The organism is Leifsonia sp. PARNA 1/14 (assembly GCF_055720965.1).
The window spans coordinates 441,287-462,253 of record NZ_JBVQSP010000001.1 but is presented as its reverse complement, the minus strand read 5'-3'; the positions used below and the strand labels follow the sequence as shown (position 1 = coordinate 462,253).

Sequence of the window (20,967 nt, the reverse complement as noted above, 5' to 3'; positions counted from 1 at the left end):
CGACGGACGGGTCACCAGTCGTGCATGGAGCCGTCGAGGAGGCGGTTGACCGGGAGGTAGGCGGCCTCGTAGGGGAAGGAGCCTGCGACGACGACGTCGTAGTCGACGCCGAGACCGGGGGCCTCGCCGGGCTTGAGCATGCCGTCTTCGAACGTGTAGGTCGTGCGGAACACCTCGTGCGTCGTGGGGCTGTGCTGCATGTACTCCTGGATGCCGAAGTTCGGGATGGCGATCCCCAAGTGGATGGCCGCCGCCAGGCCCACGGGCGACACGTCGGTCGGGCCGTGCACGCCCGACTTGATCTGGTACACGGCCGCGTAGTCGAAGATCCGGCGCAGCCCGGTGATGCCGCCGGCGTGGGTGACCGGGGAGCGGACGTAGTCGATCAGCTGCTCCTCGAACAGCTCCCGGTAGTCCCAGATCGTGTTGAACACCTCTCCGATCGCGAGCGGCGTCGTCGTGTGCTCGCGCACCCGGCGCAGCACGGCCTGGTTCTCGGCCGGGGTGACGTCCTCCAGCCAGAAGAGGTCGTACGGCTCGAGCGACTTGCCGAGCTTCGCCGCCTGGATCGGCGTCAGCCGGTGGTGGGCGTCGTGCAGCAGCGGCAGCTCCGGGCCGAACTCGTTGCGCACGGCCTCGAAGACGGTCGGCGCGTGGCGCAGGTAGGCGCGGGTGTCCCAGGTCTCCTCCACCGGAACGGCGCTGCGGCGAGCGGGCTCGTAGTCGTAGCGCGCGTCCGAGCCGGTCCCGGCCCCTGCCGCGGCGTTCTTGCTCGACGCGACCCCATACACCGACGGCAGCCCAGGGATGCCGGTTTGCACGCGCACCGCCCGATAGCCCTCTTCCAGGTGCTCGTTGATGGAGTCGAACAGCTCCGGCAGCTCGGCTCCGGAGGCGTGACCGTAGACCAGCAGGCCCTCGCGGCTGCGCCCGCCGAGCAGCTGATAGAGCGGGAGGCCGGCGACCTTGGCCTTGATGTCCCAGAGCGCGGTGTCGACGGCGGCGATGGAGGCCATCGTCACCGGGCCGCGACGCCAGTAGGCGCCCCGGTAGAGGTACTGCCAGGTGTCCTCGATCGCGTGCGCGTCCCGCCCGATCAGGAGCGGCACGACGTGCTCACTGAGGTACGCCGCGACCGCGAGCTCGCGGCCGTTGAGCGTGGCGTCGCCGAGGCCGGTGACGCCGTCCTCGGTCGTGATGCGCAGGGTGACGAAGTTGCGTCCGGGGCTGGAGACGAGGACGTCTGCTGCGGTGATTCTCATGCGTGTGCTCCTTGCTGCCGGGCGGCGATCCGCTCGGCGAGGGGGTCGGTCAGGTCGGTGAGGTCGGGGGCCAGCGCGTCGAGCACGGCGATCGCGCGCTCGCGCGGCCCCTCGGCGTCCCGCAGCCGTTCGACGAGCGCCGCCGCGCCCGGGTCGCGGACGTCAGGGCCGGCGAGGTGGCCGGACCACGCGGCGAGCACTCCGAGCTGGGCACGCCCCGGCTCGCGGCCGGCGGCGAGGCGGCTGCGCAACGGGTCCAGGATGCGGGGGCCGAGCTTCTGCGAGCCGTCGGTGCCGATCTGGGCGAGCCGGTGCTCGATGCGCGCGTTGCCGAAGCGGGTGCGCAGGGCGGCGAGCGCCTCGTCCACCGTCGGGGCGTCGAACGGCAGCTCGGTGCGCTGCTCGCTCCAGAGCAGGTCGAGCTCGGCGGCGAGCGCCGGGTCGGCGACGGCCTGGGCCACGGTCTCGTGGCCCGCCGCGAGGCCGTGGTAGGCCAGCAGGGAGTGTCCGGCGTTCAGGAGCCAGAGTTTGCGGCGCTCGTACGGCGCGATGTCGTCGACGAACTGCGCACCGGCCGTCTCCCAGGCGGGTCGGCCCGCGGGGAAGCTCCCGGCGAGCACCCACTCGGCGAACGGCTCGGTCACGACGGGCGCCGCGTCATCCCACCCGGTGAGGCGGCGCACGGCCTCCCGGTCGGCGTCGGTGGTCGCCGGGGTGATGCGGTCGACCATGGAGGAGACGAACGACACCTCGGCGCCGATCCAGTCCTCCAGCTCCGATCCGGGCTCCGCCAGCGCGAGCACGGCGTCGCGGATCACGCGCCCGTTCTCGGGGAGGTTGTCGCAGCTGACGACCGCGATCCCGCCGGCTCCCGCGGCATGCCGCGCCCGGAGGCCGTCCAGCACGCGCGCCGGCGCCGCCGAGCCCGGCCGGTAGCCGGCCTCGGTGACCGTGAGGGTGAGGACGCCGACCTCCGGATCGGCCATCACCCGCCGCCACGCCTCGAGGTCGGCCCCGTCGTGCACCTCGCTCAGCGCCTCCATGAGGGTGGCGCTGTCGCGGTCCGCTCCCCGTTCGAGGAGGGTGTAGACCGCGTCCTGAGCGGCCAGCACCCGGGCGGCCTCCGCGCTGCGCCCGGTGAAGGCGGCGATGCCGGAGCCGTCGCCGGCGCGCTGCGTGTACCAGGCCTGGTGCGCACGATGGAACGCCCCCAGACCCAAGTGGGCCACCCGGACCGGGTGGCGCACCGACCGCGACGGGAAGGTCATGCCGACACCGCTGCTCGGGTCCGCGCCTCCACGGCGCGCAGGTAGGCGAGATTGTCTCGCGTACGCTCGGCGAGCGGCACCGCCGTCGAGAAGTCCTCGCTGGTCACCCATCCGTCATAGCCGAACTCGTGCAACGCGCGGAAGTAGTCGTCGAGGTCGCCGGCGCCCGAGCGGAGCGGCGCCCACTCGTGGCGCCAGCGCACCGTGCCGTCCTCCTCCGGCTCACCCGCCAGCCAGGCGACGTTCTTCACATGCACGTGTGCCAGGTACGGCCCGAGCAGCTGGAGGGCGGAGAGCGTGCGCTCCTGGCCTTCGATCACCAGGTTGCCGAGGTCGTGGATGACGCCCACGGCCTCGGGGTCGAGTCCGTCGAGCAGGCGGAACGCGGCAGAAGCCGAGGGCGTGATCGTCTCGTGGTGCAGCTCGACGAGCGCCTTCACGCCCAGGGAGGCAGCGGCGGACGCCGCCCGCTCCACGTCGCGTCGGGTGGCCGCGAACAGCTCGCGGTACTCCCCCGTGTCGGTCCGGGGCATCGCGACACGAACCTGGCGCGCGCCGAGCTGAGCGGTCGCGGCGAGCATCCGGTCGACGTTCGCGTGGTCGTCGGCGCGCGCGTAGCCGCCGATGCCGGAGAACTCGAGCCCGGCCTCCCGGGTCAGGCGTGCGATCTCAGGAAGGGACTCCTCCACGCCGGTGAGTGGCCAGGTCGCGCGGTTGCCGGCCCAGAATCCCGGCTCTGCAGCGGGCTCCTGGTCGACGATGCGCCATTCGATGCCGTCCCAGCCCTGTGCCGCGATGTTCCGCACGGCCTCGTCGGGCGTCCAGTCGGGGGTGGAGGCGGTGAAGACGGAGAACTTCATGCGTTCACCCCCGTCGTGACGACGACCTCGTCGAGGGAGCCGTCGAGCACGTCGTCCAGGAGCACGGGCCGGCCGAGCGTTGCCGAGAGGTAGACGGCCCGCACGACGGCGAGCGAGAGGAACGCGTCGGCGACGGTCACGCCGGGGGCGCGACGCTCTCGGACGGCGTCGACGATGTCCTCGTACTGACGCAGATGGCCGACGACGAACTGCTCCGGTCCGCGGTCACCGCCGCGCACCTCACCGGCGGGCACGACGTCGGCGGCGCGGTTGCCGTCGGACCCCGCGGTCACGAAGTATTCGAGCTGGTCGTCGTCGATGATCGCCGAACCCCGGTCGCCGTGCACCTGCAGCCGCACCGACAGCCCGGGGTAGGCGGCGGTCGTCGCGTGCAGCACGGCGAGCGCGCCCGACTCGAAGCGGATCGTCGCGACCGCGACGTCTTCGATCTCGACCCGCTCGTGCGCCAGCAGCGCGGTACGCGCATCGATCTCGACCGGCGTGCCGAGGAACCAGACCAGGAGGTCGACGGTGTGCACGCCCTGGTTCATCACGGCTCCGCCGCCGTCGAGCTCCCAGGTGCCGCGCCACTGCCCGGAGTCGTAGTACTCCTGACTGCGCCACCAGGCGACGGAGGCGATGCCGCTGGTCAGGCGGCCGAAGCCTCCCGAGTGCGCGGCATCGGCGACGACGCGGGAGGCCGGGTCGAAGCGGTGCTGGCTGATCACCGAGACGACCAGCCCGTCCTGCTCGGCGCGGCGCGACAGTGCGAGGATCTCGCGCGCCCGCGGCAGCGAGACGTCGAGCGGCTTCTCGATGACGACGTGCTTGCCCGCGGCGAGCGCCTCCTCGGCGAACACGACGTGGAGGCCGCTCGGCGTGCAGATGACGACCACATCGATCTCCGCGGCGGCCAGGGCGTCACCGAGGGCGGCGAACTCGGCCGGGCGATCTGCGCCGTACTCCGAGACCAGCTGATCGGCGAGCCCGGTGGCAGCCGCGGGCACGGCATCCACGAGCGCGGTGATCACGAGGTCGGGGTGCTTGAGGATGGCGCGGGCGTGGTTGAGCCCGATGATGCCGCAGCCGACGAGGGCGACGCGCAGCGGCACGGAGGTGGGGGCGGTCATGCGAGGGTGACTCCGATCTGGTCGGTCAGGCGGCGGAGGGCGCGGCCGGCGACGCCGAACGCCGCCGGTCCCGAGAAGCCGCCGAGGGCGTTCACGTCGGTGAGGTGCGGCTCGAGCGAGGCGAACCCGGTGTAGCCGTCGTCGCGGAGCGCGGTGAGGGTCTGCAGCAGCTGGCCGTCGCCCTCCCCGGCCGGTGTGACCTCGGAGGTCGCCGCCAGTGCGTCCTTCACCTGCAGGTACTCGAGGTGCGGGCGCAGCATCGCGTAACCGTCGTCGAACGGCGCGGCGACGCCCACCTGCACGAAGTTGGCGCTGTCCCAGGCCAGCCGCAACGCAGGCGAGCCGACCGACTCGACGATGTCGAGGCAGCGCTCGGGGGTGTCGCCGTAGATGTCCTTCTCGTTCTCGTGCAGCAGCACGACGCCGGCCTGCTCGGCCTCGGCGGCGAGGGCGCGCATGCGCTCGATGACGTCGTCGCGGATGCTCTCGACCGGCACACCCTCCCCTCGGTAGAAGGAGAACAGCCGGATGTACCGGGCGCCGAGCCGCTGGGCCGCTGCGATCGCCCGGCCGAGCCGGTCGACCTCGTGCTGCACCGGCAGCGTGACGTCGACCTTGCCGATCGGCGATGCGATCGCGGAGACGCGCATCCCGCGCTCGTCGAAGACGCCGGCCAAGCGGTCGAGCTGGTCGTCGTCGAGGTCGACGATGTTGACGCCCCAGGCGCTACGCACCTCGATGTGGTCGGCGCCGAGCGCCTGCAGCACCGCGACCTGGACGGCCGGGTCGGGGTCGATCTCGTCACCGAACCCGGACAGGGCCCACGAAACGGTACTCACTGACTTCACTCCTCCGCTGGTCATTCGATTGCTCCGCTGGTCATTTGGTTGCTCCGCTGGTCAGCCCACCGATCAGGTAGCGCTGGAAGACGAGGTACAGCACGACGACGGGCACGGCGCAGATCAGCGACGCCGCCATCATCTGCCCGTACAGGGGGATCGCTCCACCCTCCTGAGTGGCTCCGAAGACTTGCAGGGCCACGGCCGCCGTGCGCGATTCCGGGTTGGTCAGCACCGACGCGAACAGCACATCGTTCCAGCCGAGCAGGAACGCGAAGATGCCCGAGACGACGATGCCCGGCCAGCTCAACGGCATGACGATCTGCGTGAGGATGCGCCACGATGAGGCGCCGTCGATGCGGGCGGCCTCCTCCAGCGCCTTGGGCAGGCCGCGCAGATAGGTGACCATCACCCAGGTCGAGAACGGCAGCGCGAACGTCAGGTAGGTGATGAACACCGCCCAGCGCGTCCCGATGATCTGGATGCCGAGCAGTGACGCGGTCGACGAGAACAGCACGAACACGGGAAGCAGCATCAGCGTTCCGGGGATCGACTGCAGACCGAGCAGTCCCCGCAGGAAGGTCAGCCGGCCGCGGAACTCGTACCGCACGAGCACGTACGCGGTGGCGACCGCGAGGAACGCGCAGACGATCGCGACGGCGCCGCAGATGATGACGCTGTTCGCCAGCCCGGTGCCGAGATCGACCGTGCTCCAGACCTTGATGTAGTTGTCGAGGTGCAGTTCGGTCGGGAAGAACGCCCCGGAGGCCACCGCCACGTCGGAGTTGACCGACGCGAACAGCATGTACAGCACGGGCCCGAGGACGATGATCAGCAGCACGGTGATGATCGCCACGAGCAGCGGCCGCGGGAGCAGGCGGGTGACGTCGGCGGACGGGCCGCGGCCGGGACGCCCGGCACGACGCGCGTCGCGGGGCGAGACGGCATGGAGCGAACGGGTGGCGGTGGTCATCGCTGCTCCTCCTCTCCGGAATCGAGCTTCACGGCTCGCAGATAGACGAACAGGGGGATCGCGATCAGGATCAGAGAGCAGATCGCCATGGCGGCGCTCAGCCCGAAGCGGAAGCTCTGGAAACTGGTCACGTAGGTGAGCACCGGGAGCACGTCCACGTCCTGCGGGGCGGGCACCCCGAACAGCACGAACGGCAGCGTGAACGCGTTGATGTTGTGCAGGAACGCGATGATCAGCGCGAGGAAGATCGGTCCGCGCAGGTAGGGCAGCACGACGTCGCGGAGCTTGATCCACCAGGTCGCGCCGTCGATGGCGGCCGCCTCGTGCACTTCGTGGTCGACCGACTGGAGGCCGGCGAGCACGAGCAGGTAGAAGAACGGCCACGACGTCCAGATCTGCACGATGATGAGCGACCAGTAGCTGAGCGGGCCGTTGAGCCAGAGCCCTGTGTGGATGCCGACGGCGCCGAGCATCGAGTCGACGACGCCTCCCGGCTGCAGCATCGTGCGCCAGAGCGTGCCGACCACGAACGCGGGCAGCACGTACGGGATGAGGAAGAGCGAACGCACCAGGGCCCGCCCCCGGAAGCGGTTCTGCGTGGCGAGCGCGGCGGCCAGGCCGATCGGCATGGTCACCACGGCTGCGATCACGGCGAATGAGACGCTGATCCCGATCGAGCGCAGCAGCGGGGAGGCCGTGACGGCCTCCACATAGTTGCCCAGGCCGATGAACGGGGCCTGCAGCCAGCTCTGCAGCGTGTACTGGTCGAGGTCGAGGGTCGACATCACCACGGCGACGATCAGCGGCACCACGATGATGAGGAGCATGAGGATGCCGCCGGGCAGCAGCATCCAGAGCGGCCGGTTGCGCTCGCCGTCGCGGCGCTTGGCCGGGCGGCCGCCCGCGGGGGTGGTCCCCGCGGGCGACCCGCCCGTCACGACCGAGCCCGGAGGCGGGGTCAGCGTGGAGTTCGACATGAGGGGCTCCGCGTCACTTCGCCTTGTTGAGCGAGTTCTGCGCGGTGGTCTGCGCGGCCTTGAGCTTGGCCTCCAGGTCGGAGGAGGACACCTTGCCGGACGACAGCGCAGGGATCGACTGCACGACCACGTTCACGAGGGCCAGCTGGGTGTCGCCCCAGGCTCCGGTGAACGGCGTGCCGTAGGCCTTGGTGCCCGCGTCGAGGATCGGCGCGATGAGGTCGTTGCCCTGCTCGATCTGCTTGGCCGCGTCGGAGTTCGTCGGCAGGTCGCCGAAGGTCTTGGTGTACTTCACCTGGTTCTCGGTGCTCGTGAGCATCTTCACCAGCGCGAACGCCAGGTCCTGGTTCTTCGAGTACTTGGCGACCACCATGTTGTCGCCCGAGATGATCGTGGCGGCGGCTTTGCCGTCGCTCGGCAGCTTGGTCGCCCCCGGAGGAACGGTCGGCATCACGGCGTACGCGTACTTGCCGGCGACCGGCGACTTGTCGAGCGACACCTGCGACGACGAGGAGACCATCGGCAGGAACGCGGCCTTGCCGTTCGCGAAGGCGGCGACCGCCTGCGCGTTCTTCCAGCCGATCGCGGCCGGGTCGACGACCTTGTCGTCGGTCAGCCAGCCGAAGTAGGTCTCGTAGGCCTTCTTGACGGCGGCGTCGTCGATCGTCGCCTTCTTGTTCTTCACGTCGAGGATGGTGTTGCCCTGCTGCATCGCCATCGCCCAGGCGAACTTCCACGGGTCGAAGCTGTCGGCGTAGGCGATCGCCATGCCGTGCACGTCGCCCGAGGTGAGCTTCTTGGCCTGGTCGGCGAGACCGTCCCAGGTGGTCGCCGGCTTGTCGATTCCAGCCGCGGCCAGGAGGTCTTTGTTGTACGCCATCACGAACGGGCGGCTGAGGAACGGGATGCCCACCTCGTTCTTCTGGTCCGGGCCGGAGATGCCGAGCGTGGCGGGGACGAAGCGATCGCGCCCTCCGATCTTCGTCCAGTCGGCGTCGGTCAGCTTGACGAAAGCGCCGGTGGAGTACGCGGTCGGCGTGAAGGTCGTGCCGAGGTCGTAGATGTCGGGCCCCTGGCCGCTCAGTACCGAGGTCTGGATCTTGGTCAGCTCATCGTTGGCCGAGGCGAAGGTCTCGAACTTGACGGTGGCGCCGGTCTCCTTCTGGAACTGCGCGGAGACGTCCTTGAACCACTGCTGCTGCTCGGTCGGGTAGAGCGTGTTGGCGGCGATCATGACGTCGAGGGTCTTGCCCGCGCCGTCGACCTTGCCGCTGCTCGCGGTGCTGCTGCTGCCGCTGGTGCCGGAACACCCGGTCAGGACCAGGCCTGCCGCGGCGATGCCGGCGACCGCTGCCAGCGCGAAACGTGATCTCATCGTGTGACTCTCCTTTGAGGACGGTGATCGTGCAGATCATGCCCCCCGGATGTGGTGCAGGCGGGAGGGCTGCGGCCGAGCCTAGGGACGATGGCAAAGCGACTGCAACCGTTTGCCAAATATTGCCATCGTGTGCTGTGATGGGCGCATGAGCCCTCAGCTTCGCGCCGGACATCGGGAGCACAGGTCAGCCGCCCAAGACCGTCCGGCCACGCTGGCGGACGTCGCCGCGGCGAGCGGCGTCGCCACCTCCACCGTGTCACGCGCTCTCTCGAACCCCGGCCGTGTCAACGTCGTGACCCGCGAGCGCATCGAACGTGCCGCCCGGGAGCTCAACTACATCCCCAACTCGCAGGCCCGTGCCCTCACCAGCGGCCGCACCAGGGCGATCGCGGTGCTCGTCTCCGACGTCACGAACCCGTTCTACTTCGGGATCATCCGCGGGACGCAGCAGCAGCTGAAGGCGGCCGGGTACACGCAGATCCTGGTCGACACCGAGGAGTCCGACGAGCTGGAGGACGGGATGCTGCACAAGCTGCGCCCGTCGTTCGACGGCGCGATCCTGGCGGCCTCCCGTCTCACCGACCGCCGATTGACCGCGCTGGCCGACGAGGTGCCGCTCGTCGCGATCAACCGCCAGACCCGCGGCGTCGCGAACGTGTTCATCGACACGCCCAACGGCGTCGAGCAGGCCGTCGGCCACCTGGTGTCACTCGGGCACCGCGAGATCGTCTACGCATCGGGGCCGGAGACCTCCTGGTCGAACGAGCGCCGCTGGCGTGCGCTGACCCGAGCCGCCGAAGGCTACGGCGTGAAGGCCCTCCGCGTCGGCCCGTTCGCGCCGCGGCAATACGCCGGCGCCGCGGCCGCCGACGCTGTTCTGCACGCCGGCTCGACCGCCTGCATCGCGTTCAACGACCTCCTCGCGATCGGGATGCTGGCCCGGTTCCGCGAGCGCCGCGTCGACGTACCGGGCGACGTCTCGCTCGTCGGCTGCGACGACATCTTCGGTGCCGACTTCTGCAACCCGCCGCTGACCACGCTCACCGCCCCGATCGAGCAGGCCGGCCGTACCGCCGTCGCGATGCTGCTCGCGCGCCTGGACGACGGGGCCGCGCCGGTCGCGCGCCAGGCGGCCACGCTCCCCACCCATCTGACGGTGCGCGCCTCCACCGGGCCCGCCGCCTCGCCGACCACATCGCCCGCATCGACGAAAGGACGCGGATGACCGCGCTCGCCCCGCATCCGGACCGACTGTTCCCCGCCGATCCCGCTGAGCGCGACCTCGCACGGCGTCTGCACGCGGCGGTCGTCGACGCGCCGATCTACTCGCCGCACGGCCACGTGCCTGCGGCGATGCTGGCCGACGACCAGCCCTTCCCCGACCCCGCCGCGCTGCTCATCACCCCCGACCACTACGTCACTCGGATGCTGCACGCGGTCGGCGTCCCGCTCGACGCGCTCGGCCTCGCGCGCAACGGCGCCGCCTCCCCCGCCTCGGGCCGCGAGATCTGGCGGACACTCTGCGAGCACTGGGACGCGTTCCTCGGAACCCCCGTGCGGTTCTGGTTCGAATCGGAGTTCAGCGAGGTCTTCGGCCTCACCGAGCAGCCCTCCGCCGCGAACGCCGACGCGCTCTACGACCAGTTGGAGGCCACCCTCGCCTCACCGGAATTCCGGCCGCGCGCCCTGTTCGACCGCTTCCGCATCGCGGTACTCGCGACGACCGACGACCCTGCGGACGATCTGGAGGCACACGCGCGCCTGGCCGCCGACCCGACGTTCACCGGCCGGGTGATCCCGACCTTCCGCGCCGACCGCTACATGCACCCGGACGAGCCTGGCTGGGCCGGGCGGCTCCAGACGCTGGCCGCGCGCGCCGACGTCGACACCTCCAGCTACGAGGGACTGCTGGAGGCCCTGCGCGCGCGGCGTTGGGCGTTCGCGGCCGCGGGCGGAACGGCGACCGACACCGGCGTTCTCGACGCCGGGAGCGAACCGCTCGGCGCGGCGGAGGCCTCCCGCATCCACCGTGCAGCGCTCGACGGCTCGCTCACCGCGGCGGAGGCCGTCGCCTACCGTCGCAACATGCTCTACCGGCTCGCCGAGATGGCCGCCGAGGACGGGCTCGTGATGCAACTGCACCCCGGCGTGCACCGCAACCACCACCGCCCGACTTTCGAGGCCTACGGGCCGGACACCGGGCACGATCTGCCCGCGGTCGGGGCGTTCACCGAGCCGCTCACGCCCATCCTGCGCGACTTCGGTACGAACCCGACCTTCCGGCTCGTGCTCTTCACCGTCGACGAGACCACGTTCGCGCGCGAGATCGCGCCACTCGCCGGCTTCTACCCCTCGGTGTACGCCGGGGCCCCCTGGTGGTTCCTCGACACCCCCGCCGCGATCCTGCGCTACCGGCGCGCGATCACCGACAGCGCGGGCTTCACCAAGACCAGCGGCTTCATCGACGACACCCGCGCGTTCTGCTCCATCCCCGCCCGCCACGACATGTCGCGCCGGGTGGACGCGTCCTTCCTGGCCTCCCTGGTAGTCACCCACCAGCTCGACGAGGAGGACGCCTTCGCGATCGCGCGGAGGCTCGTCGACGACATCCCGAGGGGGACGTTCCGGCTGGGGTAGCGGCCCGCGCCAAGTGGGTCGAACAACCGAATCGTCATACAACGAATCCACGCGTGGCGGTGCGGCTACGCTGGACGCAAACCATCTCAACGAAGGAGTCCTCCGTGCCTGAGAACCACGCAACGGCCAATATCGGAGTCGTCGGTCTGGCGGTGATGGGGTCGAATCTGGCCCGTAACCTCGCGTCGCGCGAGGGGAACACTGTTGCCGTCTTCAACCGCACGTACGCGCGCACGGAGGAACTGGTGGACGCGCATCCGGAGGCCGGGTTCGTCTCCTCCGAGCAGATCGACGAGTTCGTGGCGTCGTTGTCCAAGCCGCGCACGGCGATCATCATGGTGCAGGCCGGACGCGGCACCGACGCCGTGATCGACCAGTTGGTGGAGCGGTTCGAGCCGGGCGACATCATCGTCGACGGCGGCAACGCGAACTTCCAGGACACGATCGAGCGGGAGAAGCGGATCGCCCCGACCGGTATCCACTTCGTCGGCGCCGGGATCTCCGGCGGTGAGGAGGGCGCCCTGAACGGCCCCTCGATCATGCCCGGCGGATCGGCCGAGTCGTACGAGACCCTCGGTCCGATCCTGGCCTCCATCGCCGCGGTCGCCGAGGGCGAGCCGTGTGTGACCCATGTCGGCACCGACGGCGCCGGGCACTTCGTGAAGATGATCCACAACGGCATCGAGTACGCCGACATGCAGCTGATCGCCGAAGCGTACGACCTGCTGCGCACGATCGGCGGCCTGGAGCCTGCCGAGATCGCCGACGTGTTCGCCGAGTGGAACAACGGCTACCTCGAGTCGTACCTGATCGAGATCACCGCCGAGGTGCTGCGCCAGGTGGACGCCGAGACCGGCAAGCCGTTCGTGGACATCGTCCTCGACCAGGCCGGGTCCAAGGGCACCGGTGTCTGGACGGTGCAGAACGCACTGGATCTGGGCATCCCGGTCGGCGGGATCGCAGAGGCTGTGTTCGCTCGCGCCGTGTCCTCCAAGCCCGCCCAGCGCGCGGCCGTGCAGGCCACCATCACCTCCCGCCCCGAGGTGCAGAAAGCGGAGGACGTGCAAGCGTTCGCCGACGACGTCTCCAAGGCGCTCTACGCCTCCAAGGTCGTCGCCTACGCGCAGGGCTTCGATGCGATCATCGCCGGCGCTGAGAAGTACGGCTGGCACATCAACAAGGACAAGATCGCCAAGATCTGGCGTGGTGGCTGCATCATCCGCGCCCAGTTCCTGAACCGCATCGCCGACGCCTACGACGAGAACCCGGACATCGCCACCCTGCTGGAGGCGCCGTACTTCGCCGACGCCGTCCGCGAGGGCGAGGCCGCCTGGCGCCGCATCGTCGCCACCGCCGCACTCAACGGGGTACCGGTGCCCGGCTTCGGGTCGGCACTGTCGTACTACGACTCGCTCGCCTCCACCCGTCTTCCGGCCGCGCTCGTGCAGGGGCAGCGCGACTTCTTCGGCGCGCACACCTACAAGCGCGTCGACAAGGATGGCATCTTCCACACGCTGTGGTCGGGCGACCGCACCGAGATCGAAACCGAAGGCTCCTCGCACTAGCCTCGCGCCGTTCCGGCCTGCCGAAGGGCACGTCGTTGTCGCTTTCCCCGCTCGGAAACGACAACGACGTGCCCTTCGTCGTCTGCTGCGCCCTCGGTTGCAATCGCGGGGCGCGCGGCTCAGACTCGTAAGCGTGACGTTCGAGGACCACCCGGAGCTGACGGAGTACGATCCGTCGGACCGACCGCTGCGCGGGCGCCGTCGCACGATCGCGACGCGCGTCTTCGTCGTCGTCGCCCTCACCGCCCTGGTGCTGCCCGGCATCATGTTGACGGTCAGCATCCAGACCGACACGGCGACCGGCACCTGCGCGGTCTACGCCCAGCACTATGCGCCCGACTCGGTGAGCTCCTCCGCGCGTTTCGAGCTGTTCGCGCCGGCCGGACCCGGATGGCAGTGCTACGCCCTCAACACGGAGGGCGACGCCACCTTTGTCGCGCCACTGGGCCTCATCCCGTCGACCCCGCACGCCCTGCCCTGATCGCGCGAACAACGCCGAAGGGCACGTAAACGCCCTCAAAACCGAGTCTTGGAGGCGTTTACGTGCCCTTCGAGGAGGAAACCTAGGCGGCGCCGTCGAACATGGAGGTCACCGAGCCGTCGGTGAACACCTCGCGGATCGCGTTGGCCAGCAGCGGCGCGATCGGCAGGACGGTGAGACCGTCCCAGCGCTTGTGCGCGGGAAGCGGGAGGGTGTCGGTGACGACGACAGAGTCGATGGCGTCGGACTGCAGGAGCTCCACAGCCGGGTCGCTGAACACCGCGTGCGTCGCCGCGACGACGACGCCGATCGCGCCGCTGGCCTTGAGCGCCTCCGCCGCCTTGACGATGGTGCGCCCGGTGTCGATGAGGTCGTCGACCAGCAGGCAGACGCGACCGTTGACGTCGCCGACGATCTCGTGGACCGAGACCTGGTTGGGCACCAGCGGGTCGCGGCGCTTGTGGATGATGGCCAGCGGCACACCGAGCTTGTCGCTCCAGATGTCGGCGACGCGCACGCGGCCCATGTCGGGCGAGACGACGGTCAGCGTCGAAGGGTCGAGTTCGCGCTGCATGTGCTCCAGCAGCACCGGCATGGCGAAGAGGTGATCGACCGGGCCGTCGAAGAAGCCCTGGATCTGGGCAGCGTGGAGGTCGACCGACATGATGCGGTCGGCGCCGGCCGCCTTGAAGAGATCGGCGACCAGTCGGGCGGAGATCGGCTCGCGGCCGCGGCCCTTCTTGTCCTGGCGCGCGTACGGATAGAACGGGGCGACCACGGTGATGCGCTTGGCTGAGGCGCGCTTGAGCGCGTCGACCATGATCAGCTGCTCCATGAGCCACTCGTTGATCGGCGAGGTGTGCGACTGGATGACGAAGGCGTCCGAACCGCGGACGCTCTCGTCGAAACGCGCGTAGATCTCGCCGTTGGCGAAGGTGCGGGAGTCGGTCGGAACCAGCTCGGAGCCGAGGCACTCGGCGATCTGCTCGGCCAGCTCGGGATGCGCACGCCCCGAGATCAGAACGAGTCGTTTCTGGCCGGTGGCAGTGATCCCTGACACTTACTCTCCGCTCTCTTCCGCAGCCGTGCTCTGCTCAGCGGCACGTGCGGCCTCGGTGCCCGGCCGCTTCTCGGCGACCCAGCCTTCGATGTTGCGCTGCGGCGCGACCGTGATGGCGAGCGCGCCTGGTGGAACGTCCTTGCGGACGACCGTTCCCGCCCCGGTGTACGCTCCGTCACCCATCCTAACGGGAGCGACGAGCACCGTGTTCGTGCTGATCCGCACGTGCGATCCGATGACCGTGCGGTGCTTGTTCACACCGTCGTAGTTGGCGGTGATGACGCCGGCGCCGAGGTTGCCCCACTCGCCGACCTCCGCGTCGCCCACGTAGTTGAAGTGGGCCAGCTTGGTGCCGGCCCCGATGACGGCGTTCTTGGTCTCGGTGAAGGTTCCGATCTTGCCGTTGGCGCCGAGGATCGTGCCCGGCCGGAGGTAGGCGAACGGCCCGACGGTGGCGCCGTCGCCGATGACGGCGAGGGTGGCGTCGGTGCGCGTCACGGTCGCGCCCTCCCCCACCTCGGTGTCGAGGAGGGTGGTGTCCGGGCCGATGGTGGCGCCGGTGCGGACGGCCGTCGCCCCGCGCAGCTGAGTCCCCGGGAGGATGGTGACGTCGGGCTGCAGGGTGACGGTGACGTCGATCCACGTGGTCGCCGGGTCCTGCACCGTGACACCGGCGAGCTGCCAGGTGCGCACGACCAGGGCGTTGAGCCGGGCCGCGGCCTCGCTGAGCTGCGCGCGGTCGTTGATGCCCTCGACCAGCCACGACTCGGAGACCGGCAGGGCGTCGACGTCGAAGCCGGCCTCCCGCAGCAAGCCGATGACGTCGGTCAGGTACTTCTCGCCCTGAGCGTTGTCGGTGGTCACGTTCGCGAGCATGTCGCGGAGGGCGGCGGCGCCGAAGACGTAGATGCCAGCGTTGATCTCGCCGATGGCGCGCTCGGCGTCGCTGGCGTCCTTGTGCTCGACGATGCGGTCGAGGTGCCCCTCGGAGGTGCGCACGATGCGGCCGTAGCCGGTGGCGTCGGCCGGGAACGACGACAGGATGGTCGCTGCCGCCCCGCCGGCCCGGTGGGCCGCCACGAGCTCGCGCAGTGTCTCGGCGTCGAGCAGCGGAACGTCGCCGTTGACCACGAGGACGTCGCCTGCGAAGTCGGCCGGGAGGGCGGCGACGGCCTGCTCCACCGCGCGGCCGGTGCCCGGGACCTCGTCCTGGTCGACGATGACGGCGTCCGGCAGGTCGGCCGTGATCACCTCGGCGAGCCGGTCGCGCTCGTGCCGCACGACGGCGACGACGCGGGCGGCGTCGAGCTCGCGGGCGGTCGCCAGCACGTGTCCGACGACGGGGAGGCCGCCCAGGGGGTGCAGCAGCTTGGGCGTCGCGGACTTCATGCGGGTGCCCTGCCCGGCCGCGAGAACGACGATGGCGAGATTCTGGTCGGTCATGATGCTCCCGGTGCGGTGGTGACGGGTCGGGTCGGTTCGAGCTGGGTCGGTTCGGCTGCAGACGTCGCTCCGCCTCCAGGACTCGAACCTAGACCTCACAGCTCCAAAGGCTGTCGTGCTGCCATTACACCAAGGCGGACCGCGCAACGCGCACACACAGTCTGCCAGACTCGGCCGCGCGTGCCGCCGCGGGCGCCGGGCCTGGCGAATAGCATGGAGGGATGGCCGACGCACACGACGGGACGGCGCGCAGTGCGGCGCGCGACGAGGTGGACCGCATCGTCGGCGCCTGGCTCCGTGAGCGTCCCGACCTCGACTTCTCGCCCTTGCAGGTGCTCTCGCGCGTCGACCGCCTCTCCCGTCACCTCGACCGGGCACGCCGAAGCGCATTCGAGCGCTCCGACCTCGACTCGTGGGAGTTCGACGTGCTGTCCGCGCTGCGTCGCGCCGGCTCGCCCTTCCAGTTGAGCCCCAAGTCGCTCCTCCAGCAGACCCTGGTGTCCTCGGGCACGATGACGAACCGGATCGACCGGCTGGTGGCGCGCGGCCTCGTCGAGCGACGGACGGACCCCAACGACGGCCGCGGGATCCTGGTGCAGATGACCGCCCAAGGGCTCGCGAGGGTCGACGCCGCGATCACCCGCCTGGTGGACGCGGAGGCCGACCTCCTCGAGTCGCTCTCCCTCGGCGATCAGGAACGTCTGGCCGGCCTGCTGCGCAAGCTCAGCCTCGGGTTCGACGCGGAGGCGTGACCAGCTTCTCCATGAGCGCTTCCCAGGAGACTGTTATCCCGCTCTCATAAACTCGACCGCGATGAGACTCTCCCGCCTGAAGCGCCTGCCGTCCCGAGTGAAGCGCGCCGCTCGTTTCGAGATCCACGCGCACTGGCGCCGGCAGCCGCTCGTCCTCGGCTCGGTGTTCTACGAGTCCTTCTCCGGCAACGGAATGCTCGACAACCCGGAGGCGCTGTTCCGGCAGCTGCTCGCCGCACCCGATCTGAAACACCTCACCCACATCTGGGCGCTCTCCGACCTCCACCGGTATCGGGCGGCGGTCGAGGAGTTCGCCGACGACCCCCGCGTGACCTTCGTCCGCTACGGGTCGGCCGCGTACTACCGCGCCATCGCCACGAGCCAGTACCTCGTCAACAACGCGACCTTCCCCTTCGACTTCTCCAAGCGTCTCGGGCAGGTCTACCTGAACACCTGGCACGGCACCCCGCTCAAGCGCATGGGTTACGACATCGAAGACGGCGCGCTCGCGACCGCCAACATCGTGCGCAACTTCGTGCAGGCCGACTACCTGCTGGCGGCCAACCCGTTCATGGCCGACCAGATGTACCAGAGCGCCTACAAGCTCGACGGCATCTACCGCGGCACGATCATCGAGGAGGGCTACCCACGCGTCGACCGGCAGTTCCTCGACGATGCACAGCGCGACGACGTCCGGCGCCGGCTCGTGGCCTCCGGCATCCCGCTCGGCGACCGCAAGATCATCCTGTACGCGCCCACCTGGAAGGGTCAGACGTTCGGGCGGCCGGAGGACGACCTCGACGCCCTGCTCGCGCACCTCCACGAAGTCGAGCAGCGCATCGACACGAGCCGCTACGCCGTGCTCGTCAAGACGCATCAGACCGTGCACGCGCTGGCCGCAGACCGACCGGAGCTGGCGCGGATGCTCGTGCCCAACGAGATCCCCACGAACCTCGTGCTCGGCGCCACCGACATCCTGGTCGGCGACTACTCGAGCATCTTCTTCGACTATCTGCGCACCGGCCGGCCGATCCTGTTCTTCACGCCCGACCTGGCCGAGTACGCCGGAACGCGCGGCCTCTACTTCGAGCCCGACGAATGGCCGGGCCCGACGCTCATGTCGGCCCGGGAGCTGGGCGACGCGCTCGCGGCCATCGCGGCCGACGACGACCGCGTGCCGGCGGAGTCGCGCGAGCGCTACCTCGACATGCAGCGCCGGTTCACCCCCTACGACGACGGCTCGGCCTCCGAGCGCGTCATCGACATCGTGTTCCGCGGCGCGCGCGAGGGCTACCGTCTGCGCACCTCCCTCGACGACGACGGCCGCGAGAAGATCCTGCTCTACCTCGGCGGCATGCGCCCGAACGGGATCACCACCTCGGCCCTCAACCTGCTCAACAACCTCGACCACGAGCGCTACGACGTCTCCGCGTTCTTCGCCCAGAGCGGCTCGCAGACGATCATCGCAAAGCAGCGCCAGATCCACCCGGCCGTCCGCCAGTTCCCGCGCGTCGGCGGCATGAACGGCGCCAAGCTGCTCCATCTGGCACGTCACCTCGATTTCCGCCGCGGCCGCACGGCCCAGCACGCCGAGACCGACGCGCAGAACCAGCTGTGGGACGACGAGTGGTACCGCTGCTTCGGCGACAGCCGTTTCGACTACGTGGTCGACTTCTCCGGTTACGGCCCGTTCTGGGCGATCCTGCTCCTCCACTCCCCCGAGGCCCAGCGCTCGATCTGGATGCACAACGACCTCGCCGCCGACGCCCACCGCGAAGTCAACGGCGAGAAGCGGATGCTGCACTCGCTCACGCAGCTATTCACGCTCTACGCGCAGTACGACCACCTGGTGTCGGTCTCGCCGACGCTGTCCGAGGTGAACCGCGCCTCGCTGGCGGAGTACGCGGAGCCGGCGAGGTTCCGCTCGGCGCTCAACACCGTCGACGCCGAGCACATCCTCGAGAACGCCGCGGCCGACCTCCACGAGCTCACCTTCGACGACGAGACCGGCAGCATCCCCGATTGGGCGGAGCAATTGCTGGCGCCGAGCGAGGGCACGACCACCTTCGTGAACGTGGGCCGGCTGTCGCCGGAGAAGAACCAGGAGCGCCTCATCCGCGCCTTCGCGCAGGTGCACGCCGAGAACCCGAAGACGCGCCTGCTGATCGTGGGCTCCGGCCCGCTCGCCGGGCACTTGGAGGCCGTGGTCGCCGACCTCGGGCTGGAGGGTTCGGTGTTCCTCACCGGCATGCAGCCCAATCCGCACGCCATCATGGCGAAGGCCGACTGCTTCGTGCTGTCGAGCGACTACGAGGGTCAGCCGATGGTCATCCTGGAGGCTCTCGTGCTGCAGCTGCCCATCGTCACCGTCGAGTTCGCCTCCGCGAAGAACGCCCTGCCGAAGGGCAGCGGCCTGGTCGTGCCCCAGTCGGTCGACGGGGTCGCCGACGGGCTGCGCGCGTTCCTGCGCGGAGACGTCCCCGACGGCGGATTCGACTGGGCCGGCTACAACCGCAAGGCGGTCGCCGAGTTCTACCGCGCGATCGGCGCCCAGCCCGACCCTGCCGCCCCGGCCTCCCTGGACGCGCCCGCCGCGCCCACCTCCACCGACGAACCGTCGAGTACACAGAAGATCCGCTGAAGTCCGCCGAGTGCGCGGATGATCGACGGACTCGGCGGGCGCCCGCTCAGGCGCGACCGGCGATCGCGGTGACGTCCGCCCCGGATGGCAGCTCGCCGTAGAGGGCTCCGCGGTCGGGGCCGAGGCGGGAGGCGACGAACGCGTCGGCGACGGCGGCCGGCGCATGACGGATGAGCAGCGACGCCTGGAGGGCGACTGCGAGCGCGGCGACCAGGCTGCGGGCCGAGGACTCGTCCGCCGCGGCGATCGTGCTCCGCAGCCGGTCGTGGTGCGTGTCGTAGGCGGCGTGCACGCCGCGGGCCGCGGCGAGCTCGGCGTCGAAGGCCTCCACGCTCGCCGGCTCGCGCTGCACCGCGCGCAGGACGTCGAGGGCGATCACGTTGCCCGAGCCCTCCCAGATGGCCATCACCGGCTGCTCGCGATAGCGCCGGGCCAGCGGGAACGCCTCCGTGTAGCCGTTGCCGCCCAGACACTCCATCGCCTCGTACGCGTGGCCGGGTCCGCGCTTGCACACCCAGTACTTGCTGACCGCCGTGGCGAGGCGGCGGAAGGCGACGTCGGCCTCCGGGGCGTCGTCGTCATGCGCGCGGGCCAACCGCAGCGCCACAGCGGTGGCGGCCTCCGACTCGAGCGCCAGGTCGGCGAGCACTGCGGTCATCGCCGGCTCGTCGACGAGGCGCTTGCCGAAGGCCGAGCGGTGGCGGACGTGCCACGCGGCCTCCGCGACTCCCTGCCGCATGCCGGCGGCGGTGCCGAGAACGCAGTCCAGCCGGGTGCGGTTGACCATCTCCAGGATGGTGCGCACGCCGCGCCCCTCCTCGCCGAGCAGGTGGCCGACCGTGCCGTCGAACTCGACCTCGCTGGAGGCGTTGGAGCGATTGCCGAGCTTGTCCTTGAGCCGCTGGATGAGGAAGACGTTCCGCGTCCCGTCCTCCAGCACGCGCGGCACCACGAAGCAGCTCAGGCCGCCAGCGGTCTGGGCGAGCACGAGGAAGGCGTCGGACATCGGCGCGGAGCAGAACCACTTGTGGCCGGTCAGCAGCCAGCGGCCGTCGCCGTCGGCGAGCGCCCGGGTGGTGTTGGCTCGGACATCGGAGCCGCCCTGCTTCTCGGTCATCGCCATGCCGAACAGGGCCGAGGACTTGTTCGCACCGAGGCGCCCGTCGTAGTCCCGCGACAGCAGCCGCGGTATCCACCTGGCCGCGAGGTCCGGGGAGGCGGCGAGCGCCGGGACGGCCGCGTGCGACATCGAGACGGGGCAGGCGTGCCCCGGCTCCACCTGCGCGAAGAGCATGAACGCGGCGGCCCGGGCGACGTTCGCGCCAGGGCGGGGAGCTGCCCACGCGGCGGTGTGCGCGCCGGCGGCGACGGCCTCCCAGATCACCCGGTGGTAGCTCTCGTCGTAGTCGACCTCGTCGATGCGGTCGCCCCAGCGGTCGAAGGCGCGCAGCTGCGGCTCGCGCACGTTCGCGCGCTCGGCGTCGGCCTGGAAGCCGGCGGACCCGACCAACCGACCGACCGCCCCGAGGTCGGCGACGGCCCAGTCGGCATCGTGTCGCTCGACCGCCTCCCGCAATGGGAGGTTCGCGGCGAACTCGTCGAGGTCGACGCGCGGCGGGGCCTGATTCACGACGGTGTGAGTGGGCATGCGGCGAGTCTAGTGCGGCGGTCCGGCGGGGCTAGGAGGGGCGGGGCGCTCCT

At 70.4% G+C, this 20,967-nt stretch carries 17 protein-coding genes and 1 tRNA gene; 6 read left to right on the top strand and 12 right to left on the bottom strand.

Annotated features, from left to right (window positions below):
• Window positions 1-11: 11 nt before the first annotated feature.
• From manD to AC0HS0_RS02265, 8 genes are read right to left on the bottom strand one after another with little or no spacing between them, the layout of a single operon-like run.
• Window positions 12-1,262 (bottom strand): D-mannonate dehydratase ManD, encoded by a 1,251-nt coding sequence (gene manD / locus AC0HS0_RS02300; protein WP_472961383.1) that lies wholly within the window; start codon window positions 1,260-1,262, stop codon window positions 12-14.
• Entirely contained in the window at window positions 1,259-2,530 is a 1,272-nt protein-coding gene (locus AC0HS0_RS02295) for a mannitol dehydrogenase family protein (RefSeq protein WP_472961381.1), read from the bottom strand. The genes manD and AC0HS0_RS02295 overlap by 4 nt, the downstream gene beginning before the upstream one ends.
• Entirely contained in the window at window positions 2,527-3,390 is an 864-nt protein-coding gene (locus AC0HS0_RS02290; protein WP_472961379.1) for a sugar phosphate isomerase/epimerase family protein, read from the bottom strand. The genes AC0HS0_RS02295 and AC0HS0_RS02290 overlap by 4 nt, the downstream gene beginning before the upstream one ends.
• Complete coding sequence (locus AC0HS0_RS02285) at window positions 3,387-4,520, bottom strand: Gfo/Idh/MocA family protein (RefSeq protein ID WP_472961378.1); 1,134 nt, start codon at window positions 4,518-4,520, stop codon at window positions 3,387-3,389. The genes AC0HS0_RS02290 and AC0HS0_RS02285 overlap by 4 nt, the downstream gene beginning before the upstream one ends.
• Entirely contained in the window at window positions 4,517-5,383 is an 867-nt protein-coding gene (locus AC0HS0_RS02280; protein WP_472961377.1) for a sugar phosphate isomerase/epimerase family protein, read from the bottom strand. The genes AC0HS0_RS02285 and AC0HS0_RS02280 overlap by 4 nt, the downstream gene beginning before the upstream one ends.
• 16 nt (window positions 5,384-5,399) lie before the next feature.
• Window positions 5,400-6,332 carry a carbohydrate ABC transporter permease gene (locus tag AC0HS0_RS02275; protein ID WP_472961376.1) on the bottom strand — a complete coding sequence of 311 codons (933 nt, stop codon included), beginning with the start codon at window positions 6,330-6,332 and terminating at the stop codon, window positions 5,400-5,402.
• Window positions 6,329-7,309 (bottom strand): carbohydrate ABC transporter permease, encoded by a 981-nt coding sequence (locus AC0HS0_RS02270; protein WP_472961374.1) that lies wholly within the window; start codon window positions 7,307-7,309, stop codon window positions 6,329-6,331. The genes AC0HS0_RS02275 and AC0HS0_RS02270 overlap by 4 nt, the downstream gene beginning before the upstream one ends.
• 13 nt (window positions 7,310-7,322) lie before the next feature.
• On the bottom strand, window positions 7,323-8,684 hold the full coding sequence (locus AC0HS0_RS02265; protein ID WP_472961372.1) for an extracellular solute-binding protein: 1,362 nt from the start codon (window positions 8,682-8,684) through the stop codon (window positions 7,323-7,325).
• A gap of 148 nt (window positions 8,685-8,832) precedes the next feature.
• Between AC0HS0_RS02265 and AC0HS0_RS02260 the strand changes: the two genes are divergently transcribed.
• From AC0HS0_RS02260 to AC0HS0_RS02245, 4 genes are all read left to right on the top strand, one after another.
• Complete coding sequence (locus tag AC0HS0_RS02260; protein ID WP_472961371.1) at window positions 8,833-9,912, top strand: LacI family DNA-binding transcriptional regulator; 1,080 nt, start codon at window positions 8,833-8,835, stop codon at window positions 9,910-9,912.
• Window positions 9,909-11,324 carry a glucuronate isomerase gene (gene uxaC, locus AC0HS0_RS02255; protein ID WP_472961370.1) on the top strand — a complete coding sequence of 472 codons (1,416 nt, stop codon included), beginning with the start codon at window positions 9,909-9,911 and terminating at the stop codon, window positions 11,322-11,324. The genes AC0HS0_RS02260 and uxaC overlap by 4 nt, the downstream gene beginning before the upstream one ends.
• A gap of 104 nt (window positions 11,325-11,428) precedes the next feature.
• A complete protein-coding gene (gene gndA, locus AC0HS0_RS02250; protein WP_472961368.1) occupies window positions 11,429-12,889 on the top strand; it encodes an NADP-dependent phosphogluconate dehydrogenase in 1,461 nt (486 codons plus the stop codon).
• A gap of 133 nt (window positions 12,890-13,022) precedes the next feature.
• The gene (locus AC0HS0_RS02245; RefSeq protein ID WP_472961367.1) at window positions 13,023-13,370 is read left to right on the top strand and encodes a hypothetical protein; all 348 of its coding nucleotides are present in this window, start codon (window positions 13,023-13,025) and stop codon (window positions 13,368-13,370) included.
• A gap of 82 nt (window positions 13,371-13,452) precedes the next feature.
• On the opposite strand, the gene AC0HS0_RS02240 is transcribed toward AC0HS0_RS02245, so the two are convergent.
• The 3 genes from AC0HS0_RS02240 to AC0HS0_RS02230 all read right to left on the bottom strand — a co-directional run bounded on the left by AC0HS0_RS02240 (window position 13,453) and on the right by AC0HS0_RS02230 (window position 16,012).
• On the bottom strand, window positions 13,453-14,430 hold the full coding sequence (locus AC0HS0_RS02240; protein WP_472961366.1) for a ribose-phosphate diphosphokinase: 978 nt from the start codon (window positions 14,428-14,430) through the stop codon (window positions 13,453-13,455).
• The gene (gene glmU / locus AC0HS0_RS02235; RefSeq protein ID WP_472961365.1) at window positions 14,431-15,873 is read right to left on the bottom strand and encodes a bifunctional UDP-N-acetylglucosamine diphosphorylase/glucosamine-1-phosphate N-acetyltransferase GlmU; all 1,443 of its coding nucleotides are present in this window, start codon (window positions 15,871-15,873) and stop codon (window positions 14,431-14,433) included. It lies immediately after the preceding gene.
• A gap of 67 nt (window positions 15,874-15,940) precedes the next feature.
• Window positions 15,941-16,012, bottom strand: a tRNA-Gln gene (locus AC0HS0_RS02230).
• Window positions 16,013-16,094: 82 nt separating this feature from the next.
• On the opposite strand from AC0HS0_RS02230, the gene AC0HS0_RS02225 reads away from it, so the two are divergent.
• The gene (locus tag AC0HS0_RS02225; RefSeq protein WP_472961364.1) at window positions 16,095-16,625 is read left to right on the top strand and encodes a MarR family winged helix-turn-helix transcriptional regulator; all 531 of its coding nucleotides are present in this window, start codon (window positions 16,095-16,097) and stop codon (window positions 16,623-16,625) included.
• A gap of 61 nt (window positions 16,626-16,686) precedes the next feature.
• Window positions 16,687-19,266 (top strand): CDP-glycerol glycerophosphotransferase family protein, encoded by a 2,580-nt coding sequence (locus tag AC0HS0_RS02220; protein ID WP_472961363.1) that lies wholly within the window; start codon window positions 16,687-16,689, stop codon window positions 19,264-19,266.
• A gap of 46 nt (window positions 19,267-19,312) precedes the next feature.
• On the opposite strand, the gene AC0HS0_RS02215 is transcribed toward AC0HS0_RS02220, so the two are convergent.
• Window positions 19,313-20,914 (bottom strand): acyl-CoA dehydrogenase family protein, encoded by a 1,602-nt coding sequence (locus AC0HS0_RS02215; RefSeq protein WP_472961362.1) that lies wholly within the window; start codon window positions 20,912-20,914, stop codon window positions 19,313-19,315.
• Between the last annotated feature and the right edge of the window lie 53 nt (window positions 20,915-20,967).

What these genes read in the sequence shown, in the direction of transcription:
- manD (WP_472961383.1), bottom strand. Translation starts at nt 1,262, where the DNA reads ATGAGAATCACCGCAGCAGACGTCCTCGTCTCCAGCCCCGGACGCAAC.
- AC0HS0_RS02295 (WP_472961381.1), bottom strand. Translation starts at nt 2,530, where the DNA reads ATGACCTTCCCGTCGCGGTCGGTGCGCCACCCGGTCCGGGTGGCCCAC.
- AC0HS0_RS02290 (WP_472961379.1), bottom strand. Translation starts at nt 3,390, where the DNA reads ATGAAGTTCTCCGTCTTCACCGCCTCCACCCCCGACTGGACGCCCGAC.
- AC0HS0_RS02285 (WP_472961378.1), bottom strand. Translation starts at nt 4,520, where the DNA reads ATGACCGCCCCCACCTCCGTGCCGCTGCGCGTCGCCCTCGTCGGCTGC.
- AC0HS0_RS02280 (WP_472961377.1), bottom strand. Translation starts at nt 5,383, where the DNA reads ATGACCAGCGGAGGAGTGAAGTCAGTGAGTACCGTTTCGTGGGCCCTG.
- AC0HS0_RS02275 (WP_472961376.1), bottom strand. Translation starts at nt 6,332, where the DNA reads ATGACCACCGCCACCCGTTCGCTCCATGCCGTCTCGCCCCGCGACGCG.
- AC0HS0_RS02270 (WP_472961374.1), bottom strand. Translation starts at nt 7,309, where the DNA reads ATGTCGAACTCCACGCTGACCCCGCCTCCGGGCTCGGTCGTGACGGGC.
- AC0HS0_RS02265 (WP_472961372.1), bottom strand. Translation starts at nt 8,684, where the DNA reads ATGAGATCACGTTTCGCGCTGGCAGCGGTCGCCGGCATCGCCGCGGCA.
- AC0HS0_RS02260 (WP_472961371.1), top strand. Translation starts at nt 8,833, where the DNA reads ATGAGCCCTCAGCTTCGCGCCGGACATCGGGAGCACAGGTCAGCCGCC.
- uxaC (WP_472961370.1), top strand. Translation starts at nt 9,909, where the DNA reads ATGACCGCGCTCGCCCCGCATCCGGACCGACTGTTCCCCGCCGATCCC.
- glmU (WP_472961365.1), bottom strand. Translation starts at nt 15,873, where the DNA reads ATGACCGACCAGAATCTCGCCATCGTCGTTCTCGCGGCCGGGCAGGGC.
- AC0HS0_RS02225 (WP_472961364.1), top strand. Translation starts at nt 16,095, where the DNA reads ATGGCCGACGCACACGACGGGACGGCGCGCAGTGCGGCGCGCGACGAG.
- AC0HS0_RS02220 (WP_472961363.1), top strand. Translation starts at nt 16,687, where the DNA reads ATGAGACTCTCCCGCCTGAAGCGCCTGCCGTCCCGAGTGAAGCGCGCC.
- AC0HS0_RS02215 (WP_472961362.1), bottom strand. Translation starts at nt 20,914, where the DNA reads ATGCCCACTCACACCGTCGTGAATCAGGCCCCGCCGCGCGTCGACCTC.